This is a genomic window from Pseudomonas sp. AD21 (genome assembly GCF_002878485.1).
Taxonomy (GTDB): domain Bacteria; phylum Pseudomonadota; class Gammaproteobacteria; order Pseudomonadales; family Pseudomonadaceae; genus Aquipseudomonas.
On record NZ_NQYG01000017.1, the window covers coordinates 36871 to 56552 of the forward strand.

Genomic DNA, 19682 nt, shown 5'->3' on the forward strand with positions numbered 1-19682 from the left:
CGCTTTGGAGGTTCACCATGGAGCACTGGAAACGCACGATCGAACGGGCCAATCGCTGCTTCATGCTCGGCGAGCTGATCGATGCCCGCGAGGCTTACCTGCAAGCCTTGGCCCTGGCGCAAGTGTTGTTCGAACGCTGGGCCGATGCTGACGAAGCGGTGGCGGCCTGCGTCATCTCCCACCACAACCTGGCGGATCTGCACTTGCGCCTGAACCAGCCGGAGGAAAGCGCCGAGTACCTCTGCGCGATCCATCATCGGCTGCTGGAGACCATGCAGGACGAGCGCTTGCGCCCGGCCCTGCGTGAAGCGGCGCTGCGCCAGAGTAGCAAGACCTACGTCGAGCTGCTGAGTTTCATCAGCGAGCACGGCGAATACCCGCGCACGCAACGCCTGCTGCACCCGGATACCGGCAATGCGCGCCGCGCGTCAGCCGCACATCACCATGGAGTTCACTGAAATGGCTTTTACCTTGCCTGCCTTGCCGTACGCCTATGACGCCCTGGAACCGCATATCGATGCGCAAACCATGGAAATTCACTACACCAAGCACCACCAGACCTATATCAACAACCTCAACGCGGCGGTCGAGGGCACTGAGTTTGCCGAGTGGCCGGTCGAGAAACTGGTCGCCAGCGTTCAGCAACTGCCGGAAAAACTTCGCGCCGCAGTGATCAACCAGGGCGGCGGACACGCCAACCATTCGCTGTTCTGGGAAGTCATGGTGCCCAACGGCGGCGGCAAGCCGGACGGTGCGCTGGCCATGGCGATCGATGCACAACTGGGCGGCCTCGACAGTTTCAAGGAAGCGTTCACTAAAGCCGCGCTGACCCGTTTTGGCAGTGGTTGGGCCTGGCTCAGCGTGACGCCGGACAAGCAACTGGTGGTGGAAAGCAGCGGTAACCAGGACAGCCCGTTGATGAACGGTAATACGCCGATTCTCGGTCTGGACGTCTGGGAGCACGCCTACTACCTGCGTTATCAGAACCGTCGGCCGGAATACATCAACGCGTTCTACAACGTGATCAATTGGCCGGAAGTCGCTGCGCGTTATCAGGCCGCACTGGTTTAAGTCTTCTATAAAAACAATCCAAGGCAGACTATGGGCACTGAAACACTGGCGATCGGCGGTGGGCGCATGTTTCGTTACGCGGTCGGGTCGCTGTTGCTGCTGGCGGGCATGACCTTGCTGGCGGCGCACGGGCTGGAATGGCTGGATCTGGAGCCGAGGCTTTCCCGGGCGTTGCAAGGCGGGGCGATCTGCGCCCTCGGCACGGCGCTCGGGGCGGTGCCGGTGCTGGTGATCCGGCGCATGCCGCAGATGCTCAGCGATACTCTGCTGGGGTTTGGCGCCGGGGTGATGCTGGCCGCCACGGCGTTTTCGCTGATCGTGCCAGGCATCGCCGCCGCGCAAAGCCTGGGCATGACCCCGTGGGGCGCCAGTGGTCTGATCTGCCTGGGCATCATGCTCGGTGCGTTCGGCCTGTATATGGTGGACCTGCGGTTGTCCGGCGCTTCACCGGAAATGCTTGTTGGCACCCTTGAGCACCCGGTGATTCCACCAAGAATCTGGCTGTTCGTCTTCGCGATCATTGCCCACAACATTCCCGAAGGCATGGCAGTCGGTGTGTCGGCCGGTGGTGGCATGGTCGACGCGGACAGTCTGGCGATGGGCATTGCCTTGCAGGATGTGCCGGAGGGGTTGGTGATTGCGCTGGTGCTGGTCGGGGCGGGGATGTCGCGGGTCAAGGCGTTCTTGATCGGCGCGGCGTCAGGTCTGGTCGAGCCGGTGTTTGCGTTGCTGTGTGCGTGGCTGGTCAGCCTGGCAGAGCTGTTACTGCCGTTGGGGCTGGCGCTGGCGGCGGGAGCGATGTTGCTGGTGGTGACTCATGAAGTGATTCCCGAGTCGCGACGCAATGGTCATGACAAGCTCGCCAGTCTTGGCTTGCTGATCGGCTTCTGTCTGATGATGGTGATGGATACAGCATTGAGCTGAAGTTTAGAAAGGGAGCAAGCAAGCTCCCTCTCTACACGGAGTCAACCACCTTCGTCGAAGTAGTTGTTGATCAACGCCACCAGTGCATCCAGCGCTTCCTGTTCCTGATGGCCTTCAGTACTCAGATAGATTTTCGTGCCCTTGCCGGCGGCGAGCATCATCATCGCCATGATGCTTTTGCCGTCCACCGTGGCTTCAGGGGTGCGACCCACTCTGATGGTGCAATCCGGGTACTGGCCTGCCACGCCAACGAACTTGGCCGACGCGCGGGCGTGCAAGCCCAGTTTGTTGATGATTTCGATTTCCAGAGCAGGCATCGCGGTGTGAATCCTTTAAGTGAGGTCGCGGTGGCGAACCTGGACGTTCTTCAGGGTTTTCTGCAGGGCCTGACCCAGGCGTTCGGTCAGGTAAACGGAGCGGTGATGCCCGCCGGTGCAGCCAATGGCAATGGTGACGTAGGCGCGATTGCTCGCGGCAAAGCGCGGCAGCCATTTATTCAGGTAGCCGAAGATGTCCTGATACATCTCTTCGACTTCCGGCTGCGCCGCCAGGTATTCGGCGACCGGTGCATCAAGACCCGATTGTGCGCGAAGTTCCGGCTTCCAGTACGGGTTGGGCAGGCAGCGTACGTCGAACACCAGATCGGCATCCACCGGCATGCCGCGCTTGAAGCCGAACGACTCGACCAGAAAGGCCGTACCCGGCTCCGGCTGGTTCAGCAGGCGCAGCTTGATGGTGTCGCGCAACTGGTACAGATTCAGATTGGTGGTGTTGACCTTGAGGTCGGCCAGGTCGGCGATCGGGCCGAGCAGGGCGGTTTCGTCGTTGATTGCTTCGGCCAGCGAGCGATTGGCGGTACTCAGTGGATGGCGCCGACGGGTTTCCGAGAAACGCTTGAGCAGGGTTTCCTCATCGGCATCCAGATAGAGCACATCGCACTGGATATGGCGGCTGCGGACTTCCTCCAAAAGCTCGGGGAAGCGCGACAAATGGCTTGGCAGGTTGCGGGCATCGATCGAGACGGCTACCAGCGGCTGGGCCAGCTCGGTGTGAACCAGAGCGCGCTCGGCCAATTCAGGCAGCAGGCCGGCCGGCAGGTTGTCGATGCAGTAGTAGCCGTTGTCCTCAAGGACATCCAGGGCGGTACTTTTACCCGAGCCGGAACGGCCGCTGACGATGATCAAACGCATGATTAATGACCGTTTTGCTCGCTCAGGACAACCTGATACAAGGCTTCGTTACTCGGTGCGCTGCGCAGTTTTTCGCGCACTTCCTTGCGATCGAGCATGCTGGCGATCTGGCGGAGTAATTCCAGGTGAGCATCGGTGGCCGCTTCCGGGACCAGCAGGACAAACAGCAGGTCAACCGGTGCGCCGTCGATTGCATCGAAATCGATGGGGGCGTCAAGGTGCATCAATGCGCTGATGGGCGCTTCGCAGCCTTTGAGACGACAGTGGGGAATGGCGATGCCGTTGCCGAAACCGGTAGAGCCGAGTTTTTCTCGGGCGATCAGCGCTTCGAAGACATCCTGCATCTCCAGATCCGGCACTTCGCGGGCGATCAGGTTGGCAATCTGTTCGAGGGCTTTCTTTTTACTGCCGCCCGGCACGTTCACCAGGGAACGGCCGGGGGTCAGGATACTTTCAAGTCGGATCATGGGTTGGGGGTGTTAACGACCTGTTGCGCCCTGGAGGAGGCTCTGGGTCTTTTCCTTATGCTTTTTGAGTTGGCGATCCAGCTTGTCGGTCAGTGAGTCGATCGCAGCATACATGTCGGTATCTTCTGCGTTGGCGACCACTTCGCTGCCGGGAATATGCAAGGTGGCTTCGATTTTCTGCTTCAGTTTTTCGACACACATCGTGACTTGCACGTTGGTGATCTTGTCGAAATGGCGCTCCAATCGTTCGAGTTTCTCGTTGATGTAGGTGCGCAGCGGTTCGGTCACTTCCAGTTGGTGTCCACTGATGTTGACTTGCATACAGCTTCTCCTTCGTTGCCAGTGCATAAAGCGGCAGGCTGGATAGCCTGCCACTGGAACGCTGTAACGTGGCTTACATCAACCGCTTGCGTTCGCTCGAAGGCGCGATCCCGAGGGATTCGCGGTACTTGGCGACGGTGCGGCGAGCCACCTGAATGCCTTGTGCCTCCAGTAAACCAGCGATTTTGCTGTCACTCAACGGCTTTTTCTGATTTTCCGCTGCAACCAGTTTTTTGATGATCGCGCGGATCGCCGTGGACGAGCATTCGCCGCCTTCGGAGGTGCTGACGTGGCTGGAGAAAAAGTATTTCAGCTCATAAATACCGCGTGGGGTATGCATGAATTTCTGCGTGGTCACCCGGGAAATCGTCGATTCGTGCATGCCCACCGCCTCGGCGATGTCGTGCAGGACCAACGGCTTCATGGCCTCGTCGCCATATTCCAGGAAGCCGCGCTGGTGCTCGACGATCTGGGTGGCCACCTTCATCAGGGTTTCATTGCGGCTTTGCAGGCTTTTGATGAACCAGCGCGCTTCCTGCAGCTGATTGCGCATGAAGGTGTTGTCGGCGCTGGTGTCGGCACGGCGAACGAAACCGGCGTACTGAGCGTTGACCCGCAGGCGCGGCACCGATTCCTGGTTCAGTTCGACCAGCCAGCGTTCGTTGTCCTTGCGCACAATGACGTCGGGGACCACGTACTCGGCTTCGGTCGATTCGATCTGCGAACCCGGGCGCGGGTTGAGGCTTTGTACCAGTTCGATGATCTGGCGCAGCTCATCTTCCTTGAGCTTCATGCGCCGCATCAGTTGGCTGTAGTCGCGGCTGCCGAGCAGGTCGATGTAATCGCTGACCAGACGCTTGGCTTCGTTCAGCCACGGGGTCTTGGCCGGCAGTTGGCGCAGTTGCAGCAGCAGGCATTCGCCGAGGTTGCGGGCGCCGATGCCGGCCGGTTCGAACTGCTGGATGCGGTGCAGGACGGCTTCGATCTCGTCCAGCTCGATGTCGAGCTCCGGATCAAAGGCGTCGAGAATTTCTTGGAGGGTTTCGTCGAGGTAGCCCTGATTGTTGATGCAGTCGATCAGGGTCACGGCGATCAGGCGGTCGGTGTCGGACATCGGCGCCAGGTTCAATTGCCACAACAGATGGCTTTGCAGGCTTTCCCCGGCGGAGGTGCGGGTGGTGAAGTCCCACTCGTCATCATCGCTGCTGGGCAGGCTGCTGGCGCTGGTCTGGTAGACGTCTTCCCAGGCGGTATCGACGGGCAATTCGTTGGGGATGCGCTCGTTCCATTCGCCATCCTCCAGGTTGTCCACCGTCGGTGCGGTTTCCTGATAGGAGGGTTCCTGAATTTCGGTGTTGGGTTTTTGTTCGGCGTTGTCGGCCAAAGGATCGGAGTTGTCGAAGTCGTCGCCTTCTTCCTGGCGTTCGAGCATCGGATTGGATTCCAGGGCCTCCTGGATTTCCTGTTGCAGGTCCAGGGTCGACAATTGGAGCAGGCGGATGGCCTGTTGCAGCTGCGGTGTCATCGTCAGCTGCTGGCCCATTCTCAAGACTAGCGATGGTTTCATGGCAGGGGCTTAACACCTTATTCGCCGGCGCACATGCGCCATCCACTACAGGGCGCCGAAGCGCCAAACTTAAGCAAATTATATGCCTGAAACTGAAGTGTTTGCCTAGAGCGCTGTAACAATAAAAGCTTATAAAACTTTGTTGACGTATCGCCTCAAAGCGCGGTGAACATCTTTGAGGCGTCGTGTTTGCCTAGAGCGCTGTAACAATAAAAGCGTATAAAACTTCACTTCAACGCTACAGCACTCTGCCGGCTGGCCGAACTCAATCGCGCTTTAGAGGCGGAACTCGTGGCCCAGGTACACTTCCTTGACCAGATCGTTGGCCAGGATAGTCGCGGAATCACCTTCGGCAATCAGTTGACCGTCGTTGACGATGTAGGCGGTTTCGCAGATATCCAGGGTCTCACGCACGTTGTGGTCGGTGATCAGTACGCCGATGCCCTTGGCCTTGAGGTGGTGGATGATCTGCTTGATATCGCCGACCGAGATCGGGTCGACACCGGCGAACGGTTCGTCGAGCAGGATGAATTTCGGTGCGGTGGCCAGGGCGCGGGCGATTTCCACGCGGCGGCGCTCACCACCGGACAAACTCATGCCGAGGTTGTCGCGGATGTGGCTGATGTGGAATTCCTGCAGCAGGCTTTCCAGCTCCTTGCGACGACCGGCCTTGTCGAGTTCTTGACGGGTCTCGAGGATGGCCATGATGTTATCGGCCACCGACAGCTTGCGGAAGATCGACGCTTCTTGCGGCAGATAGCCGATACCGGCCTTGGCGCGACCGTGCATTGGCTGATGGCTGACGTCCAGATCGTCGATCAGCACGCGGCCCTGATCGGCCTGCACCAGGCCGACGATCATGTAGAAGCACGTGGTCTTGCCGGCACCGTTCGGGCCGAGCAGGCCGACGATCTGGCCGCTGTCGATCGACAGGCTGACGTCACGCACAACCTGGCGGCTTTTATAGGCCTTGGCCAGGTGCTGGGCTTTCAGAGTTGCCATTACTGGGCCTTCTCGTCGGTTTTCTTCTTCGGCTGGATCACCATGTCGATGCGCGGGCGCGTCTCGGTGACTTTATTGCCGGTAGCGCGGCCGGCGCTGGCCAGTTTTCTCACTGTGTCGTAGACAATTTTCTCGCCCAGGGTGGTGTTGTTGTCCTTGTCGACAACCTTGGCCTTGTCGATCAGCACGACACGGTTTTGCGCGGCGTGGTATTGGATCGTCACGCCCCAGCCCTGTACAGGCTTGGTGTCACCCTGGGTCTGCAGTTGCTCGAAGTAGGCAAGGTTGCCCACCGAGGTCACCACGTCGATGTCGCCGGTCGGGGTGCGGGTGATGGTGACCGTGTTGCCTTTAACGATCATCGAACCCTGGGTGATGATCACATCACCTTTATAGGTGGCGATGCCGTTCTTGTCGTCCAGTTGGGCGTCGTCGGCCTGGATGCGGATAGGTTGCTGCTGATCGTTCGGCAGAGCCCAGGCGCTCACGCTTCCCAGTGCTGCGCCCAGACTGAGCAAAATAGGGAGGGTTTTAACGAGCCTCATACTGTCCTCTTACGTTCGATTGCAGGTGTATCCTGCTTTCCTTCAAATACGCCTTCATTCCCACGCCAGTCGATACACCGCCAGCGCCGTCGATTCTAACGGGTTGCTCGGTCTGCGCATATTGCTGCTGAGGGAACACCGTCATGCGTGTGCTGGTGATCAGGGTGTCGCGGTTTTTTTCATCGGTGCGCTTGATACGTACCGAGTCGATCAGTTCTACCTGAGTTCCGTCAGGGTTCACTTCGCCGCGCTCGCTGGTCACGTGCCACGGAAACTCGGTGCCGCGGAACATGTTCAGGTCAGGTTTGGTGACCAGGGTCACGTCCGTCGCTTTCAGGTGCTCGGCCTTGTCGGACGTCATCTCGTACTGCAGCTTGCCGTCCGGCAGATATTGCAGGGTATGCGTATTGGTCGCGTACCAGTCGATGGCCGTGTCTTCAACCTTGACCGGGGGTTTGTCGAGGAAGCGTTCCGGGCTGATGTTCCAGTAGCCGACCGCTGCAAACATTGCAGCGATGCAGCCGAACAGCAGGAAGTTGCGAAATTTTTTGCTAAACATGGCTTGGCTCACAGGTACGCGGCGTTGGCCGCATCGAGGCGGCCCTGGGCGCGCAGGATCAATTCGCAGAATTCGCGGGCGGCACCTTCGCCACCTCGGGCCCGAGTGACGCCATGGGCGTGCTCGCGCACGAAGTCGGCGGCATTGGCGACGGCCATGCCCAGACCTACGCGGCGGATCACCGGCAGGTCAGGCAGGTCGTCACCGAGGTAGGCGACCTGTTCATAGCTTAGGCCCAGTTGCTGCAGAAGACCGTCCAGAACCACCAATTTGTCTTCGCGGCCCTGAAACAGGTGCGGGATGCCGAGGTTCTTCGCCCGGCGCTCGACCACTGGAGTCTTGCGGCCGCTGATGATGGCGGTTTCGACGCCGGCGTTCATCAGCATTTTGATGCCTTGGCCGTCGAGGGTGTTGAACGTCTTGAATTCGCTGCCGTCTTCAAGGAAGTACAGGCGCCCGTCGGTGAGCACACCGTCAACGTCGAACACTGCCAGTTTGATCGCTTTGCCGCGCTGCAGCAGATCGTTCGTCATTACATCACTCCTGCACGCAGCAGATCGGAGAGGTTGAAGGCGCCGATCGGGCGATCTTCGTCGTCCACGACCACCAGTGCGTTGATTCGGTGGTCTTCCATGATTTTCAGCGCTTCGGCAGCGAGCATCTCCGGCCGTGCAGTCTTGCCGTGTGCGGTCATGACCTGGTCGATGGTGGCACTACGGATGTCGATGCTGCGATCCAGCGTGCGACGCAAATCGCCGTCGGTGAAGATCCCGGCCAGTTTGCCGTCGGCTTCAAGGATCGCGGTCATGCCCAGGCCCTTGCGGGTCATTTCCATGAGCGCGTCCTTGAGCAGGGTGCCGCGCTGTACTTGCGGCAACTCCTGGCCGGCGTGCATGACGTTTTCCACTTTCAGCAGCAGGCGTCGGCCCAGTGCGCCGCCCGGGTGGGAAAATGCGAAATCTTCAGCGGTGAAGCCACGGGCTTCCAGCAGCGCCACGGCCAGGGCGTCGCCCATGACCAGCGCAGCGGTTGTCGAGGAAGTCGGCGCCAGATTCAGTGGGCAGGCTTCGTGCTCGACATGCACGTTGAGGTTGACTTCGGCGGCCTTGGCCAGCGGCGACTGCGGGTTGCCAGTCAGGCTGATCAGCTGGATGCCCAGGCGTTTGATCAGTGGCAGCAGGGTGACGATTTCGTTGGTCGAGCCGGAGTTGGACAGGGCCAGGATCACGTCGTCGCGGGTGATCATGCCCATGTCACCATGGCTGGCTTCAGCCGGGTGGACGAAAAACGCCGGGGTGCCGGTGCTGGCCAGAGTCGCGGCAATCTTGTTGCCAATGTGCCCGGACTTGCCCATGCCCACCACGACCACACGGCCCTTACTGGCCAGAATCATCTCGCAAGCGCGTACGAAATCGGCGTCGATATGGGGCAACAAGCCTTGTACGGCTTCCACTTCGAGGCGGATGGTGCGTTGTGCCGATTGAATCAGGTCGCTGGATTGGCTCATGTCAGAAATCGTATAGCCCGATGAAAAGGCGGCGATTATAGCGGTTATGTTGAAAAGCCTCACGCAAGTTCGTCGTGCTTTGTCATTCCTCGTAACCAAAACCCTGAAAAAGTGCCATCAGGCCTGTCATATCGCTGAACGTGGACGGGCATGGGCCTTGGGCGCTTGGCGTTTGCAGTGATATAGTTCGCCGCCAGTTCGGCCTGCCCGGGGGAGGTATGTGCTTTCCAAGGAAAGCCAGGCGTCCGAGTGAGAGGCTGCATCGCAAGGAGTTTAGATGAGTGCCGATAACGCCTACGCGGTCGAGCTGAAGGGAGTCTCCTTCAAGCGCGGTGCGCGCAGCATTTTCAATAACGTCGATATTCGCATCCCGCGCGGCAAGGTCACCGGCATCATGGGACCTTCCGGGTGCGGCAAGACCACGCTGCTGCGTTTGATGGGCGCGCAATTGCGTCCTTCCAGCGGGGAAGTCTGGGTCAACGGTCAGAACCTGCCGACGCTGTCGCGCAGTGATCTGTTCGATGCGCGAAAGCACATGGGCGTGCTGTTTCAGAGTGGCGCGCTGTTCACCGATCTCGATGTTTTCGAGAACGTCGCTTTCCCCCTGCGTGTTCATACCCAATTGCCGGATGAGATGATCCGCGACATCGTCCTGCTCAAATTGCAGGCGGTCGGGCTGCGCGGTGCGATCGAGCTGATGCCCGACGAGCTCTCGGGGGGCATGAAGCGTCGGGTCGCTTTGGCCCGTGCGATTGCACTCGATCCGCAGATTCTCATGTACGACGAGCCGTTCGTCGGTCAGGATCCAATCGCCATGGGCGTGCTGGTCCGCCTGATCCGTCTGCTCAATGATGCGCTGGGTATCACCAGTATCGTGGTCTCCCACGATCTGGCCGAAACCGCGAGCATCGCTGACTACATCTATGTAGTGGGTGATGGTCAGGTACTGGGGCAGGGCACGCCGGACGAGTTGATGAATTCGGATGAGCCGCGTATCCGCCAGTTCATGACCGGCAACCCCGATGGCCCGGTGCCGTACCATTTTCCAGCGACGGATTACCGCGCAGATCTTCTGGGGAAGCGCTGATGCGCAGAATTTCATTGATAGAACGCGTGCGCCGGTTTGGCGAGACGGCGATCGACGCCGTCGCGGTGTTTGGCCGCGCGACTTTGTTCCTGTTTCATGCCCTGCTTGGTCGCGGCGGCATCAGCGGCGGTTTCGGCCTGCTGGTCAAACAGCTGCATTCGGTCGGTGTCATGTCGCTGGTGATCATCGTCGTGTCCGGGATATTCATCGGCATGGTGCTGGCGCTGCAGGGCTTCAGTATTCTGTCGAGCTACGGTTCGGAGCAGGCGGTGGGGCAGATGGTGGCCCTGACGTTGCTGCGTGAACTGGGTCCGGTGGTGACGGCATTGCTGTTTGCCGGGCGTGCAGGTTCGGCGCTGACGGCTGAAATCGGCAACATGAAGTCCACCGAACAGCTTTCCAGCCTGGAAATGATCGGTGTCGATCCGCTCAAGTACATTATTGCCCCGCGTCTGTGGGCCGGTTTCATTTCCCTGCCGGTGCTGGCGATGATTTTCAGCGTGGTGGGTATCTGGGGCGGTTCGTGGGTGGCTGTCGACTGGCTCGGAGTGTATGAAGGCTCCTACTGGGCGAACATGCAAAACAGCGTGAACTTCACTAGCGATGTGCTCAACGGCGTCATCAAAAGTATCGTTTTCGCCTTCGTCGTGACCTGGATCGCCGTATTCCAAGGCTATGACTGTGAGCCCACTTCCGAGGGCATCAGTCGCGCCACCACCAAGACCGTGGTATTCGCCTCGCTGGCAGTACTGGGCCTGGACTTTATTCTGACCGCTTTGATGTTTGGAGATTTCTGATGCAAAACCGCACCCTGGAAATCGGTGTCGGCCTGTTCCTGCTGGCAGGGATCCTGGCCTTGTTGCTGCTTGCTCTGCGGGTCAGTGGCCTGTCTCCGACTTCGACCACTGACACGTATAAACTTTACGCCTACTTCGACAATATCGCCGGTTTGACGGTCAGAGCCAAAGTGACCATGGCCGGTGTGACGATCGGCAAGGTCACGGCAATCGATCTGGATCGCGACAGCTTCACCGGTCGGGTAACCCTGCAAGTGGATAAAAAGGTCGACAACCTGCCGACCGACTCCACAGCGTCTATCCTGACCGCTGGCCTGTTGGGCGAGAAGTACATCGGTATCAGCGTGGGCGGGGAAGATACCCGCCTGAAGGATGGTGGAACCATCCACGACACGCAGTCGTCTCTGGTACTGGAAGACCTGATCGGTAAATTCCTGCTCAATACCGTTAGCAAAGACGCCAAATGAGGAGCTTTTGAATGATCTCTACCTTGCGACGTGGCCTGTTGGTGTTGCTCGCGACACTGCCACTGCTGGCCAACGCTGCGCCTGGGCAGTCGGCGCACGAACTGGTTCAGGACACCACGAACCGGATGCTGGCCGATCTGTCGGCCAATAAAGCGAAGTACAAGCAGGATCCGGCTGACTTCTATGCCGCGCTGAACACTATTGTCGGTCCGGTGGTCGATGCCGAAGGCATTTCCAAAAGCATCATGACGGTCAAGTATTCGCGCAAGGCCACCCCTGCGCAGATGCAGACCTTCCAGGAAAACTTCAAGAAAGGCCTGTTCCAGTTCTATGGCAACGCCTTGCTCGAGTACAACAACCAGGGCATCACGGTTGATCCTGCCAAGGATGAGTCGGGCGATCGCACCAGCGTCGGCATGACCGTCAAGGGCAGCAACGGCGCGATCTACCCTGTGCAGTACACGCTGGAGAAGATCAACGGCGAGTGGAAGCTGCGCAACGTGATCATCAACGGCATCAACATCGGCAAGCTGTTCCGTGATCAGTTCGCGGATGCGATGCAGCGCAATGGCAACGATCTGGACAAGACCATCAACGGTTGGGCTGGTGAAGTCGCCAAGGCCAAGGAAGAAACCGACAAAGCTGCCGCGAAGCCAGCGCAATGAATGAGGCGGCAGTTCGTATGAGTGATGTCGACGAGCTATTGCTCAGCGGAGTGCTGGACTACCGCACAGGTCCCGACCTGCGCAAGGAAGGCCAGGCGCTGATCAAGTCCAGCAAGGCTGCTACGCTTGTGATCGATTGTTCGGCTGTGAAGAAGTCCAGCAGCGTTGGCTTGTCGTTGCTGCTGTGCTTCATGCGCGATGCCCAGGCGGCCGGCAAGGCCGTGAGCATTCGCGCGATGCCGGAAGACATGCGCGAAATCGCTCAGGTCAGTGAGCTGACCGAGTTGCTGGCGCACCCCTGAACCCGCATCGATAAAGAAGCCCCCCGTCAGAGTCCTGCCAATGCGGGGTTCGCAGGCGCGGGGCTTTTTTGTATGATGTCCGACCCGTGCGCACAGGGCGCCGATTGAGGTTGAGCATGCAGGCCGTAGAAGTGAAGAGCTTCCTTGAAGGGAAGCTGCCAGGAATTCAGGTAGAAGTTGAAGGCGAAGGCTGCAATTTCCAACTGAACGTGATTAGCGATGAACTGGCGGCGTTAAGCCCGGTCAAGCGTCAGCAGAGCATCTATGCCCATTTGAACCCTTGGATTGCTGATGGCAGCATCCACGCGGTCACTATGAAATTTTTCAGCCGCGCGGCCTGGGCCGAGCGCACCTGAGCCCTAGGGCGTCGAGATTCTTATGGATAAATTGATTATTACCGGTGGCGTTCGTCTTGATGGCGAAATCCGTATCTCCGGGGCGAAGAACTCCGCCCTGCCGATTCTGGCCGCCACTCTGCTGTGCGATGGCCCGGTGACCGTTGGCAACCTGCCGCACCTGCACGACATCACCACCATGATCGAGCTGTTCGGTCGCATGGGCATCGAGCCTGTGATCGACGAGAAGCTCAGCGTCGAAATCGACCCACGCACTATCAAGACCCTGATCGCACCGTACGAACTGGTGAAAACCATGCGTGCCTCGATCCTGGTACTGGGCCCGATGGTTGCCCGTTTCGGTGAAGCCGAAGTCGCACTGCCTGGCGGTTGCGCCATCGGTTCGCGTCCGGTCGACCTGCACATCCGTGGCCTCGAAGCCATGGGCGCGGTCATCGACGTCGAGGGCGGCTACATCAAGGCCAAGGCGCCTGAAGGCGGCCTGCGCGGCGCGAGTTTCTTCTTCGATACCGTCAGTGTGACCGGTACCGAGAACATCATGATGGCTGCTGCTCTGGCCAAAGGCCGCAGCGTGCTGCAGAACGCTGCGCGCGAGCCTGAAGTGGTTGACCTGGCGAACTTTCTCAACGCCATGGGCGCCAAGGTTTCCGGCGCCGGCACCGATACCATCACCATTGATGGCGTCGAGCGCCTGGGTTCGTGCTTCTATAAGGTCATGCCTGACCGTATCGAAACCGGCACCTACCTGGTGGCCGCTGCAGTCACCGGTGGCCGGGTGAAGGTCAAGGACACTGATCCGACCATCCTCGAAGCCGTTCTGGAAAAACTCCGCGAAGCTGGCGCTGAAGTCACCAGCGGTGAAGACTGGATCGAGCTGAACATGCACGGCAAACGCCCGAAAGCGGTCAACGTGCGCACTGCGCCGTACCCGGCGTTCCCGACCGACATGCAGGCCCAGTTCATCTCGCTCAACGCCATTGCCGAAGGCACCGGTGCGGTGATCGAGACGATCTTCGAAAACCGTTTCATGCACGTGTACGAGCTGCACCGCATGGGCGCCAAGATCCAGGTCGAAGGCAACACTGCCATCGTCACCGGTACTGAAGTCCTCAAGGGCGCGCCAGTGATGGCGACCGACCTGCGTGCTTCGGCCAGTCTGGTGATCTCGGCACTGGTTGCTGAAGGTGACACGCTGATCGACCGCATCTACCACATCGACCGTGGTTACGAGTGCATCGAAGAAAAACTGCAGATGCTGGGCGCCAAGATCCGTCGCGTTCCGGGTTAATCGCTGCATGCGGACACAGGGAAGTGTCCACTGAATTCGTTTCGAGTCGAGCCGGTCCCGGCTCGATGTGTGTCCGGCGTCGATTGCGACCGGACATGAGTACCTTGATAAGGACTGACGTTTCCCATGTTGACCATCGCACTGTCCAAGGGCCGCATCCTTGACGACACCCTGCCGCTTCTCGCCGAAGCGGGCATCGTGCCGACCGAGAATCCGGACAAGAGCCGCAAGCTGATCATCCCCACCACTCAGGATGACGTACGTCTGTTGATCGTGCGTGCCACCGACGTGCCGACCTATGTCGAGCATGGCGCGGCTGACCTCGGTGTCGCCGGTAAAGACGTGTTGATGGAATACACCGGTCAGGGCCTGTATGAGCCACTGGATCTGCAGATTGCCCAGTGCAAGCTGATGACCGCCGGCAAGATCGGTGCGCCGGAGCCCAAGGGCCGTCTGCGTGTGGCGACCAAATTCGTCAACGTGGCCAAGCGTTACTACGCCGAGCAGGGTCGTCAGGTCGACATCATCAAGCTCTACGGCTCGATGGAACTGGCGCCGCTGATCGGTCTGGCAGACAAGATCATCGACGTGGTCGACACCGGCAACACCCTGCGCGCCAACGGTCTGGAACCTCAGGAACTGATCGCCACGATCAGCTCGCGCCTGGTGGTCAACAAGGCTTCGATGAAGATGCAACACGCCCGAATCCAGGCGTTGATCGATACCCTGCGCAACGCAGTGGAATCGCGACACCGCGGCTGATTTACCTGCGCGACCCCAGGTCGCGCCGTCTATCCGCCTCATAGCCAGAATTCTCAGGTGCCCAAGCGGATCGAATGATAGTTTCGGGCGCCTGAGTTTTTCGCCATTCCTATGAGGCTCTCGCTATGACCGCACCGACTGCAATTCGCCGACTCAACGCTGCTGACCCGGATTTCGCGCATCATCTGGATCATCTGCTGAGCTGGGAAAGTGTGTCTGACGACTCGGTCAATCAGCGGGTGCTGGACATCATCAAGGCTGTGCGCGAGCGCGGTGACGCGGCGCTGGTCGAGTTCACCCAGAAGTTCGACGGCCTCGAAGTTGCCTCGATGGCTGACCTGATCCTGCCGCGCGAGCGCCTGGAACTGGCCCTGACTCGGATCACCGTGCCGCAGCGCGAGGCGTTGGAAAAAGCCGCCGCTCGTGTGCGCAGCTACCACGAAAAACAGAAACAGGACTCCTGGAGCTACACCGAGGCTGACGGCACGGTGCTCGGCCAGAAGGTCACGCCACTGGATCGTGCCGGTCTGTACGTGCCGGGCGGCAAAGCGTCGTACCCGTCGTCGGTGTTGATGAATGCGATTCCGGCCAAGGTCGCCGGTGTGACCGAAGTGGTCATGGTTGTGCCGACCCCGCGCGGTGAGATCAACGAACTGGTGCTGGCGGCTGCATGTATCGCCGGCGTTGACCGCGTGTTCACCATCGGTGGTGCACAAGCCGTCGCTGCGTTGGCCTACGGCACCGAAAGTGTGCCGAAAGTCGATAAGGTGGTTGGCCCGGGCAACATCTATGTCGCCACTGCCAAGCGTCACGTGTTCGGTCAGGTCGGCATCGACATGATCGCCGGCCCTTCGGAAATCCTCGTGGTGTGCGACGGCCAGACCGATCCGGACTGGATCGCCATGGACCTGTTCTCCCAGGCTGAACACGACGAAGACGCCCAGGCGATTCTGGTCAGCCCTGACGCCGAGTTTCTCGACAAGGTGGCCGCGAGCATCGACAAACTGCTGCCGACCATGGACCGCGCGACCATCATCGAAACCTCGATCAATGGCCGTGGTGCACTGATTCACGTTAAGGACATGGCGCAAGCCATCGAAGTCGCCAACCGCATCGCCCCGGAACACTTGGAGTTGTCGGTCGCTGACCCACAGGCCTGGTTGCCGCAGATCCGTCACGCCGGCGCGATCTTCATGGGCCGTCACACCTCGGAAGCGCTGGGCGATTACTGCGCGGGCCCGAACCACGTGTTGCCGACTTCCGGCACCGCGCGTTTCTCCTCGCCGTTGGGTGTGTACGACTTCCAGAAACGTTCGTCGATCATCTTCTGCTCCGAAGCCGGTGCTTCCGAGCTGGGCAAGACCGCTTCGGTGCTGGCCCGTGGCGAATCCCTGAGCGCGCACGCACGCAGCGCCGAATACCGCATCAAAGACGAAGACTTTCTTCAAGGGCAGGGGGAGTGAACATGAGTAAATTCTGGAGCCCGTTCGTCAAGGATCTGGTGCCGTACGTGCCGGGCGAACAGCCGAAACTGACCAGACTGGTCAAGCTCAACACTAACGAAAACCCATACGGCCCATCGCCAAAAGCTCTAGCGGCGATGCAGGTCGAACTGAATGACAACCTGCGCCTGTACCCGGACCCGAACAGCGATCTGCTGAAAACTGCGGTCGCCGAGTATTACGGCGTGCAGAGCAATCAGGTGTTCCTCGGTAACGGTTCGGATGAAGTGCTCGCGCACATTTTCCACGGTTTGCTGCAACACGATCAGCCGCTGCTGTTCCCGGACATCAGCTACAGCTTCTATCCGGTTTACTGCGGTCTGTACGGCATCAAGTTCGACGCGGTGCCGCTGGACGCACAGTTCCAGATCGACCCGACCGACTATGCCAAGCCGAACGGCGGGATCATTTTCCCTAACCCGAACGCCCCGACCGGTTGCCTGCTGGCGCTGGACGCGGTTGAACAAATCCTCAAGGCCAGCCCTGATTCAGTGGTTGTGGTGGATGAGGCGTACATCGACTTTGGCGGCGAAACGGCGATCAGCCTGGTGGACCGTTACCCGAACCTGCTGGTAACGCAGACCCTGTCCAAGTCGCGTTCGCTGGCTGGTTTGCGCGTTGGTCTGGCGGTAGGGCATCCGGACTTGATCGAGGCGCTGGAGCGAATCAAGAACAGCTTCAACTCTTATCCGCTGGATCGTCTGGCGATTGTCGGGGCTGCAGCGGCGTTCGAAGATCGTGAGTACTTCGACAAGACCTGCCGTCTGGTCATCGAGAGTCGTGAATGGGTGATCGCGCAGTTGCAGGCGAAAGGCTTTGAAGTGCTACCGTCGGCGGCGAACTTCATTTTCGCCCGGCATCCGCAACATGACGCAGCGGGCCTGGCGGCCAAGCTGCGCGAGCAAGGCGTGATTGTGCGGCACTTCAAGCAAGAGCGGATTGCGCAGTTCCTGCGGATTTCGATTGGTACGCCGGAGCAGAATCAGGCGCTGATCGACGGCCTCGGCGACCTCTGAGCAGCACTGAACCTGTGGGAGCGAGCCTGCTCGCGAAAGCGGTTTTTCATTCAACATCAATGCTGAATGTTTAGCCCCCTTCGCGAGCAGGCTCGCTCCCACATTGGTTTTTACTGGCGGCTTACTCTTCTTCTTTCACCGGCGCCGGAGGCGGACGCAGACCAATTTCAGCGGTCAGCTTCAGTTCTTTACCGTTGCGCATCACCTGAATGGTCACCTTGTCGGTCGGTTTGATCCGCGCCACCTGGTTCATCGAACGCCGACCATCGCCCGCCGGTTCACCGTCGATACTCAGAATCACGTCACCCAACTGCAGCCCGGCCTTCTGCGCCGGACCATCGCGGAAGATCCCCGCCACGACAATCCCCGGACGCCCGGACAAGCCAAACGATTCGGCCAGTTCCTGGGTCAGCGGTTGTACTTCAATGCCGAGCCAGCCACGAATCACCTGACCGTGCTCGATGATCGACTTCATCACTTCCATCGCCAGTTTCACCGGGATCGCGAAACCGATGCCCTGCGAGCCGCCGGACTTGGAGAAAATCGCGGTGTTGATGCCGGTGAGGTTGCCGTTGGCATCGACCAGCGCGCCGCCGGAGTTGCCCGGGTTGATCGCCGCGTCGGTCTGGATGAAATCTTCGTAGTTGTTCAGGCCTAACTGGTTACGCCCGGTGGCGCTGATGATGCCCATGGTCACGGTCTGGCCGACGCCGAACGGGTTGCCGATGGCCAGTGCGACGTCGCCGATGCGAATGTTGTCGGAGCGGCCGACGGTGATCGCAGGGAGGCTTTTGAGGTCGATCTTCAGGACCGCGAGGTCAGTTTCCGGGTCACTGCCGATCACCCGGGCGAGGGTTTCGCGACCGTCCTTGAGGGCGACAACGATCTGATCGGCGCCGGTCGTCACGTGGTTGTTGGTCAGGATGTAGCCTTCCGGGCTCATGATCACGCCGGAACCGAGGCTCGATTCCATGCGTTTCTGCTTCGGCGAGTTGTCACCGAAGAAGCGGCGGAACTGCGGGTCTTCAAACAGCGGGTGCGCCGGTTTATTGATGACCTTGGTGGTGTAGAGGTTGACCACCGATGGCGCGGCGATGGTGACCGCATCGGCATAGGACACTGGCCCCTGTTGCACGCTGGTGGTTTGCGGAGCCTGTTGCAGATTGACGTCGAGGCTTGGAAGCCCGACCCACTGCGGGTAACGCTGAATAATCAACAGAGCGATAAGCACACCGGCCAACAGCGGCCAGCCGAAAAAACGCAGCGCCTTGAGCATTAAGCACGTCCTGGAAAAGTTGCAGGCGGGGTCAGACCGCCCATAATGTCGCGCATTATACGAGGCCGCGCGCGCCTCTGAACGGGATATTTAGGAGTCTTTCATGGCCGTCGCCCTCAGCACCCTCGTCGAAGAAGCCGACCGTTACCTTGGCAGTGCCAGAATCGCCGATTACTGCCCCAATGGGCTGCAGGTCGAAGGCCGTCCGCAAGTGATGCGCATCGTCAGTGGCGTCACCGCCAGTCAGGCCTTGCTCGATGCTGCGGTGGAAGCCGAAGCCGATCTGGTGCTGGTGCATCACGGCTATTTCTGGAAGGGCGAGAACCCGTGCATCACCGGCATGAAGCAGCGCCGCTTGAAGACGTTGCTCAAGCACGACATCAGTCTGCTCGCCTATCACTTGCCGCTGGACCTGCATCCGGAGGTCGGCAACAACGTGCAGTTGGCGCGTCAGTTGGACATTACCGTCGAAGGGCCGCTGGATCCGGACAACCTCAAGATTGTCGGGCTGGTTGGTTCGTTGAGTGAGCCAATGACCGCGGGTGATTTCGCCCGCAAGGTGAAAGACGTCATGGGCCGCGAGCCGCTGCTGGTCGAAGGCAGCGCGATGATTCGTCGGGTCGGCTGGTGCACCGGTGGCGGTCAAGGTTATATCGATCAGGGTGTGGCGGCGGGGGTCGATCTGTTCCTCAGCGGTGAGGCCTCCGAGCAGACTTTCCACAGCGCCCGGGAAAACGATATCAGCTTCATCGCCGCCGGCCACCACGCCACCGAGCGCTATGGTGTGCAGGCGCTGGGCGACTATCTGGCAAAGCGTTTCGCCCTCGAACACATCTTCATCGATTGCCCGAATCCGATCTGACTAATGTGGGAGGGGGCTTGCTCCCGAAAGCGGTGTGTCATTCAACAATGATTTCGACTGATCCTGCGCTTTCGCGAGCAATCCCGCTCCCAAAGGAAAGGCGCTTCACGGCCGAACTGGTGGGCATATTCATATGCCCTTTCGTTCTA

General features: G+C 59.7%; 25 protein-coding genes. 14 read left to right on the top strand and 11 right to left on the bottom strand.

The features are described from left to right. Nucleotides 1–17: 17 nt before the first annotated feature. From PseAD21_RS13185 to PseAD21_RS13195, 3 genes are read left to right on the top strand one after another with little or no spacing between them, the layout of a single operon-like run. Nucleotides 18–458: a hypothetical protein gene (locus PseAD21_RS13185; protein ID WP_102356072.1), complete on the top strand. Its 441-nt coding sequence runs from the start codon at nucleotides 18–20 to the stop codon at nucleotides 456–458. A 1-nt stretch (nucleotide 459) separates the two neighbouring features. Further along, the gene (locus PseAD21_RS13190; RefSeq protein ID WP_102356129.1) at nucleotides 460–1071 is read left to right on the top strand and encodes a superoxide dismutase; all 612 of its coding nucleotides are present in this window, start codon (nucleotides 460–462) and stop codon (nucleotides 1069–1071) included. Between the two features lie 30 nt (nucleotides 1072–1101). Further along, nucleotides 1102–1995: a ZIP family metal transporter gene (locus tag PseAD21_RS13195; protein WP_102356073.1), complete on the top strand. Its 894-nt coding sequence runs from the start codon at nucleotides 1102–1104 to the stop codon at nucleotides 1993–1995. Nucleotides 1996–2036: 41 nt separating this feature from the next. Here the strand turns inward: PseAD21_RS13195 and PseAD21_RS13200 are convergent, their stop codons facing one another. From PseAD21_RS13200 to PseAD21_RS13245, 10 genes are all read right to left on the bottom strand, one after another. Then, on the bottom strand, nucleotides 2037–2312 hold the full coding sequence (locus tag PseAD21_RS13200) for an HPr family phosphocarrier protein (RefSeq protein ID WP_102356074.1): 276 nt from the start codon (nucleotides 2310–2312) through the stop codon (nucleotides 2037–2039). Between the two features lie 15 nt (nucleotides 2313–2327). Next, nucleotides 2328–3185 carry an RNase adapter RapZ gene (gene rapZ, locus PseAD21_RS13205; RefSeq protein WP_102356075.1) on the bottom strand — a complete coding sequence of 286 codons (858 nt, stop codon included), beginning with the start codon at nucleotides 3183–3185 and terminating at the stop codon, nucleotides 2328–2330. A 2-nt stretch (nucleotides 3186–3187) separates the two neighbouring features. After that, nucleotides 3188–3652, bottom strand: coding sequence for a PTS IIA-like nitrogen regulatory protein PtsN (gene ptsN, locus PseAD21_RS13210; protein WP_025109459.1), 465 nt, complete (start codon nucleotides 3650–3652; stop codon nucleotides 3188–3190). A gap of 12 nt (nucleotides 3653–3664) precedes the next feature. Then, complete coding sequence (hpf, locus tag PseAD21_RS13215) at nucleotides 3665–3973, bottom strand: ribosome hibernation-promoting factor, HPF/YfiA family (RefSeq protein ID WP_025109458.1); 309 nt, start codon at nucleotides 3971–3973, stop codon at nucleotides 3665–3667. A gap of 73 nt (nucleotides 3974–4046) precedes the next feature. After that, entirely contained in the window at nucleotides 4047–5540 is a 1494-nt protein-coding gene (locus PseAD21_RS13220; RefSeq protein WP_102356076.1) for an RNA polymerase factor sigma-54, read from the bottom strand. A 276-nt stretch (nucleotides 5541–5816) separates the two neighbouring features. Beyond that, complete coding sequence (gene lptB / locus PseAD21_RS13225) at nucleotides 5817–6542, bottom strand: LPS export ABC transporter ATP-binding protein (protein ID WP_007953572.1); 726 nt, start codon at nucleotides 6540–6542, stop codon at nucleotides 5817–5819. Continuing rightward, a complete protein-coding gene (lptA, locus tag PseAD21_RS13230) occupies nucleotides 6542–7087 on the bottom strand; it encodes a lipopolysaccharide transport periplasmic protein LptA (protein WP_102356077.1) in 546 nt (181 codons plus the stop codon). The genes lptB and lptA overlap by 1 nt, the downstream gene beginning before the upstream one ends. Further along, nucleotides 7074–7646: an LPS export ABC transporter periplasmic protein LptC gene (lptC, locus tag PseAD21_RS13235; RefSeq protein ID WP_102356078.1), complete on the bottom strand. Its 573-nt coding sequence runs from the start codon at nucleotides 7644–7646 to the stop codon at nucleotides 7074–7076. The genes lptA and lptC overlap by 14 nt, the downstream gene beginning before the upstream one ends. Nucleotides 7647–7654: 8 nt before the next feature. Beyond that, nucleotides 7655–8179 (bottom strand): HAD family hydrolase, encoded by a 525-nt coding sequence (locus PseAD21_RS13240; RefSeq protein ID WP_102356079.1) that lies wholly within the window; start codon nucleotides 8177–8179, stop codon nucleotides 7655–7657. Next, nucleotides 8179–9153, bottom strand: coding sequence for a KpsF/GutQ family sugar-phosphate isomerase (locus PseAD21_RS13245; RefSeq protein WP_102356080.1), 975 nt, complete (start codon nucleotides 9151–9153; stop codon nucleotides 8179–8181). Before PseAD21_RS13245 ends, PseAD21_RS13240 begins: the two co-directional genes overlap by 1 nt. 277 nt (nucleotides 9154–9430) lie before the next feature. On the opposite strand from PseAD21_RS13245, the gene PseAD21_RS13250 reads away from it, so the two are divergent. From PseAD21_RS13250 to hisC, 10 genes are all read left to right on the top strand, one after another. After that, on the top strand, nucleotides 9431–10240 hold the full coding sequence (locus PseAD21_RS13250) for an ATP-binding cassette domain-containing protein (protein ID WP_003221703.1): 810 nt from the start codon (nucleotides 9431–9433) through the stop codon (nucleotides 10238–10240). Continuing rightward, nucleotides 10240–11037 (top strand): lipid asymmetry maintenance ABC transporter permease subunit MlaE, encoded by a 798-nt coding sequence (gene mlaE / locus PseAD21_RS13255; RefSeq protein WP_025109452.1) that lies wholly within the window; start codon nucleotides 10240–10242, stop codon nucleotides 11035–11037. Before PseAD21_RS13250 ends, mlaE begins: the two co-directional genes overlap by 1 nt. Beyond that, nucleotides 11037–11504, top strand: a complete 468-nt coding sequence (mlaD, locus tag PseAD21_RS13260; RefSeq protein WP_007967220.1) for an outer membrane lipid asymmetry maintenance protein MlaD — start codon at nucleotides 11037–11039, stop codon at nucleotides 11502–11504. The genes mlaE and mlaD overlap by 1 nt, the downstream gene beginning before the upstream one ends. Nucleotides 11505–11515: 11 nt before the next feature. Next, complete coding sequence (locus PseAD21_RS13265; protein ID WP_102356081.1) at nucleotides 11516–12169, top strand: phospholipid-binding protein MlaC; 654 nt, start codon at nucleotides 11516–11518, stop codon at nucleotides 12167–12169. Then, nucleotides 12166–12471 carry a lipid asymmetry maintenance protein MlaB gene (locus tag PseAD21_RS13270; RefSeq protein WP_102356082.1) on the top strand — a complete coding sequence of 102 codons (306 nt, stop codon included), beginning with the start codon at nucleotides 12166–12168 and terminating at the stop codon, nucleotides 12469–12471. The genes PseAD21_RS13265 and PseAD21_RS13270 overlap by 4 nt, the downstream gene beginning before the upstream one ends. 116 nt (nucleotides 12472–12587) lie before the next feature. Further along, entirely contained in the window at nucleotides 12588–12827 is a 240-nt protein-coding gene (locus tag PseAD21_RS13275; RefSeq protein WP_102356083.1) for a BolA family protein, read from the top strand. Between the two features lie 22 nt (nucleotides 12828–12849). Next, nucleotides 12850–14115, top strand: a complete 1266-nt coding sequence (gene murA / locus PseAD21_RS13280) for a UDP-N-acetylglucosamine 1-carboxyvinyltransferase (protein WP_045122295.1) — start codon at nucleotides 12850–12852, stop codon at nucleotides 14113–14115. 126 nt (nucleotides 14116–14241) lie between these two features. Beyond that, a complete protein-coding gene (gene hisG / locus PseAD21_RS13285) occupies nucleotides 14242–14877 on the top strand; it encodes an ATP phosphoribosyltransferase (RefSeq protein WP_007912384.1) in 636 nt (211 codons plus the stop codon). 125 nt (nucleotides 14878–15002) lie between these two features. Next, entirely contained in the window at nucleotides 15003–16340 is a 1338-nt protein-coding gene (gene hisD / locus PseAD21_RS13290; protein WP_102356084.1) for a histidinol dehydrogenase, read from the top strand. 2 nt (nucleotides 16341–16342) lie between these two features. After that, a complete protein-coding gene (gene hisC, locus PseAD21_RS13295) occupies nucleotides 16343–17395 on the top strand; it encodes a histidinol-phosphate transaminase (protein WP_102356085.1) in 1053 nt (350 codons plus the stop codon). 121 nt (nucleotides 17396–17516) lie between these two features. Here hisC and algW read toward each other — a convergent pair whose 3' ends face one another. Then, nucleotides 17517–18671 (bottom strand): Do family serine endopeptidase AlgW, encoded by a 1155-nt coding sequence (gene algW / locus PseAD21_RS13300; RefSeq protein ID WP_102356086.1) that lies wholly within the window; start codon nucleotides 18669–18671, stop codon nucleotides 17517–17519. Between the two features lie 103 nt (nucleotides 18672–18774). Here algW and PseAD21_RS13305 point away from each other — a divergent pair, with 103 nt between their 5' ends. After that, nucleotides 18775–19533: a Nif3-like dinuclear metal center hexameric protein gene (locus PseAD21_RS13305; RefSeq protein WP_102356087.1), complete on the top strand. Its 759-nt coding sequence runs from the start codon at nucleotides 18775–18777 to the stop codon at nucleotides 19531–19533. Nucleotides 19534–19682 lie beyond the last annotated feature (149 nt).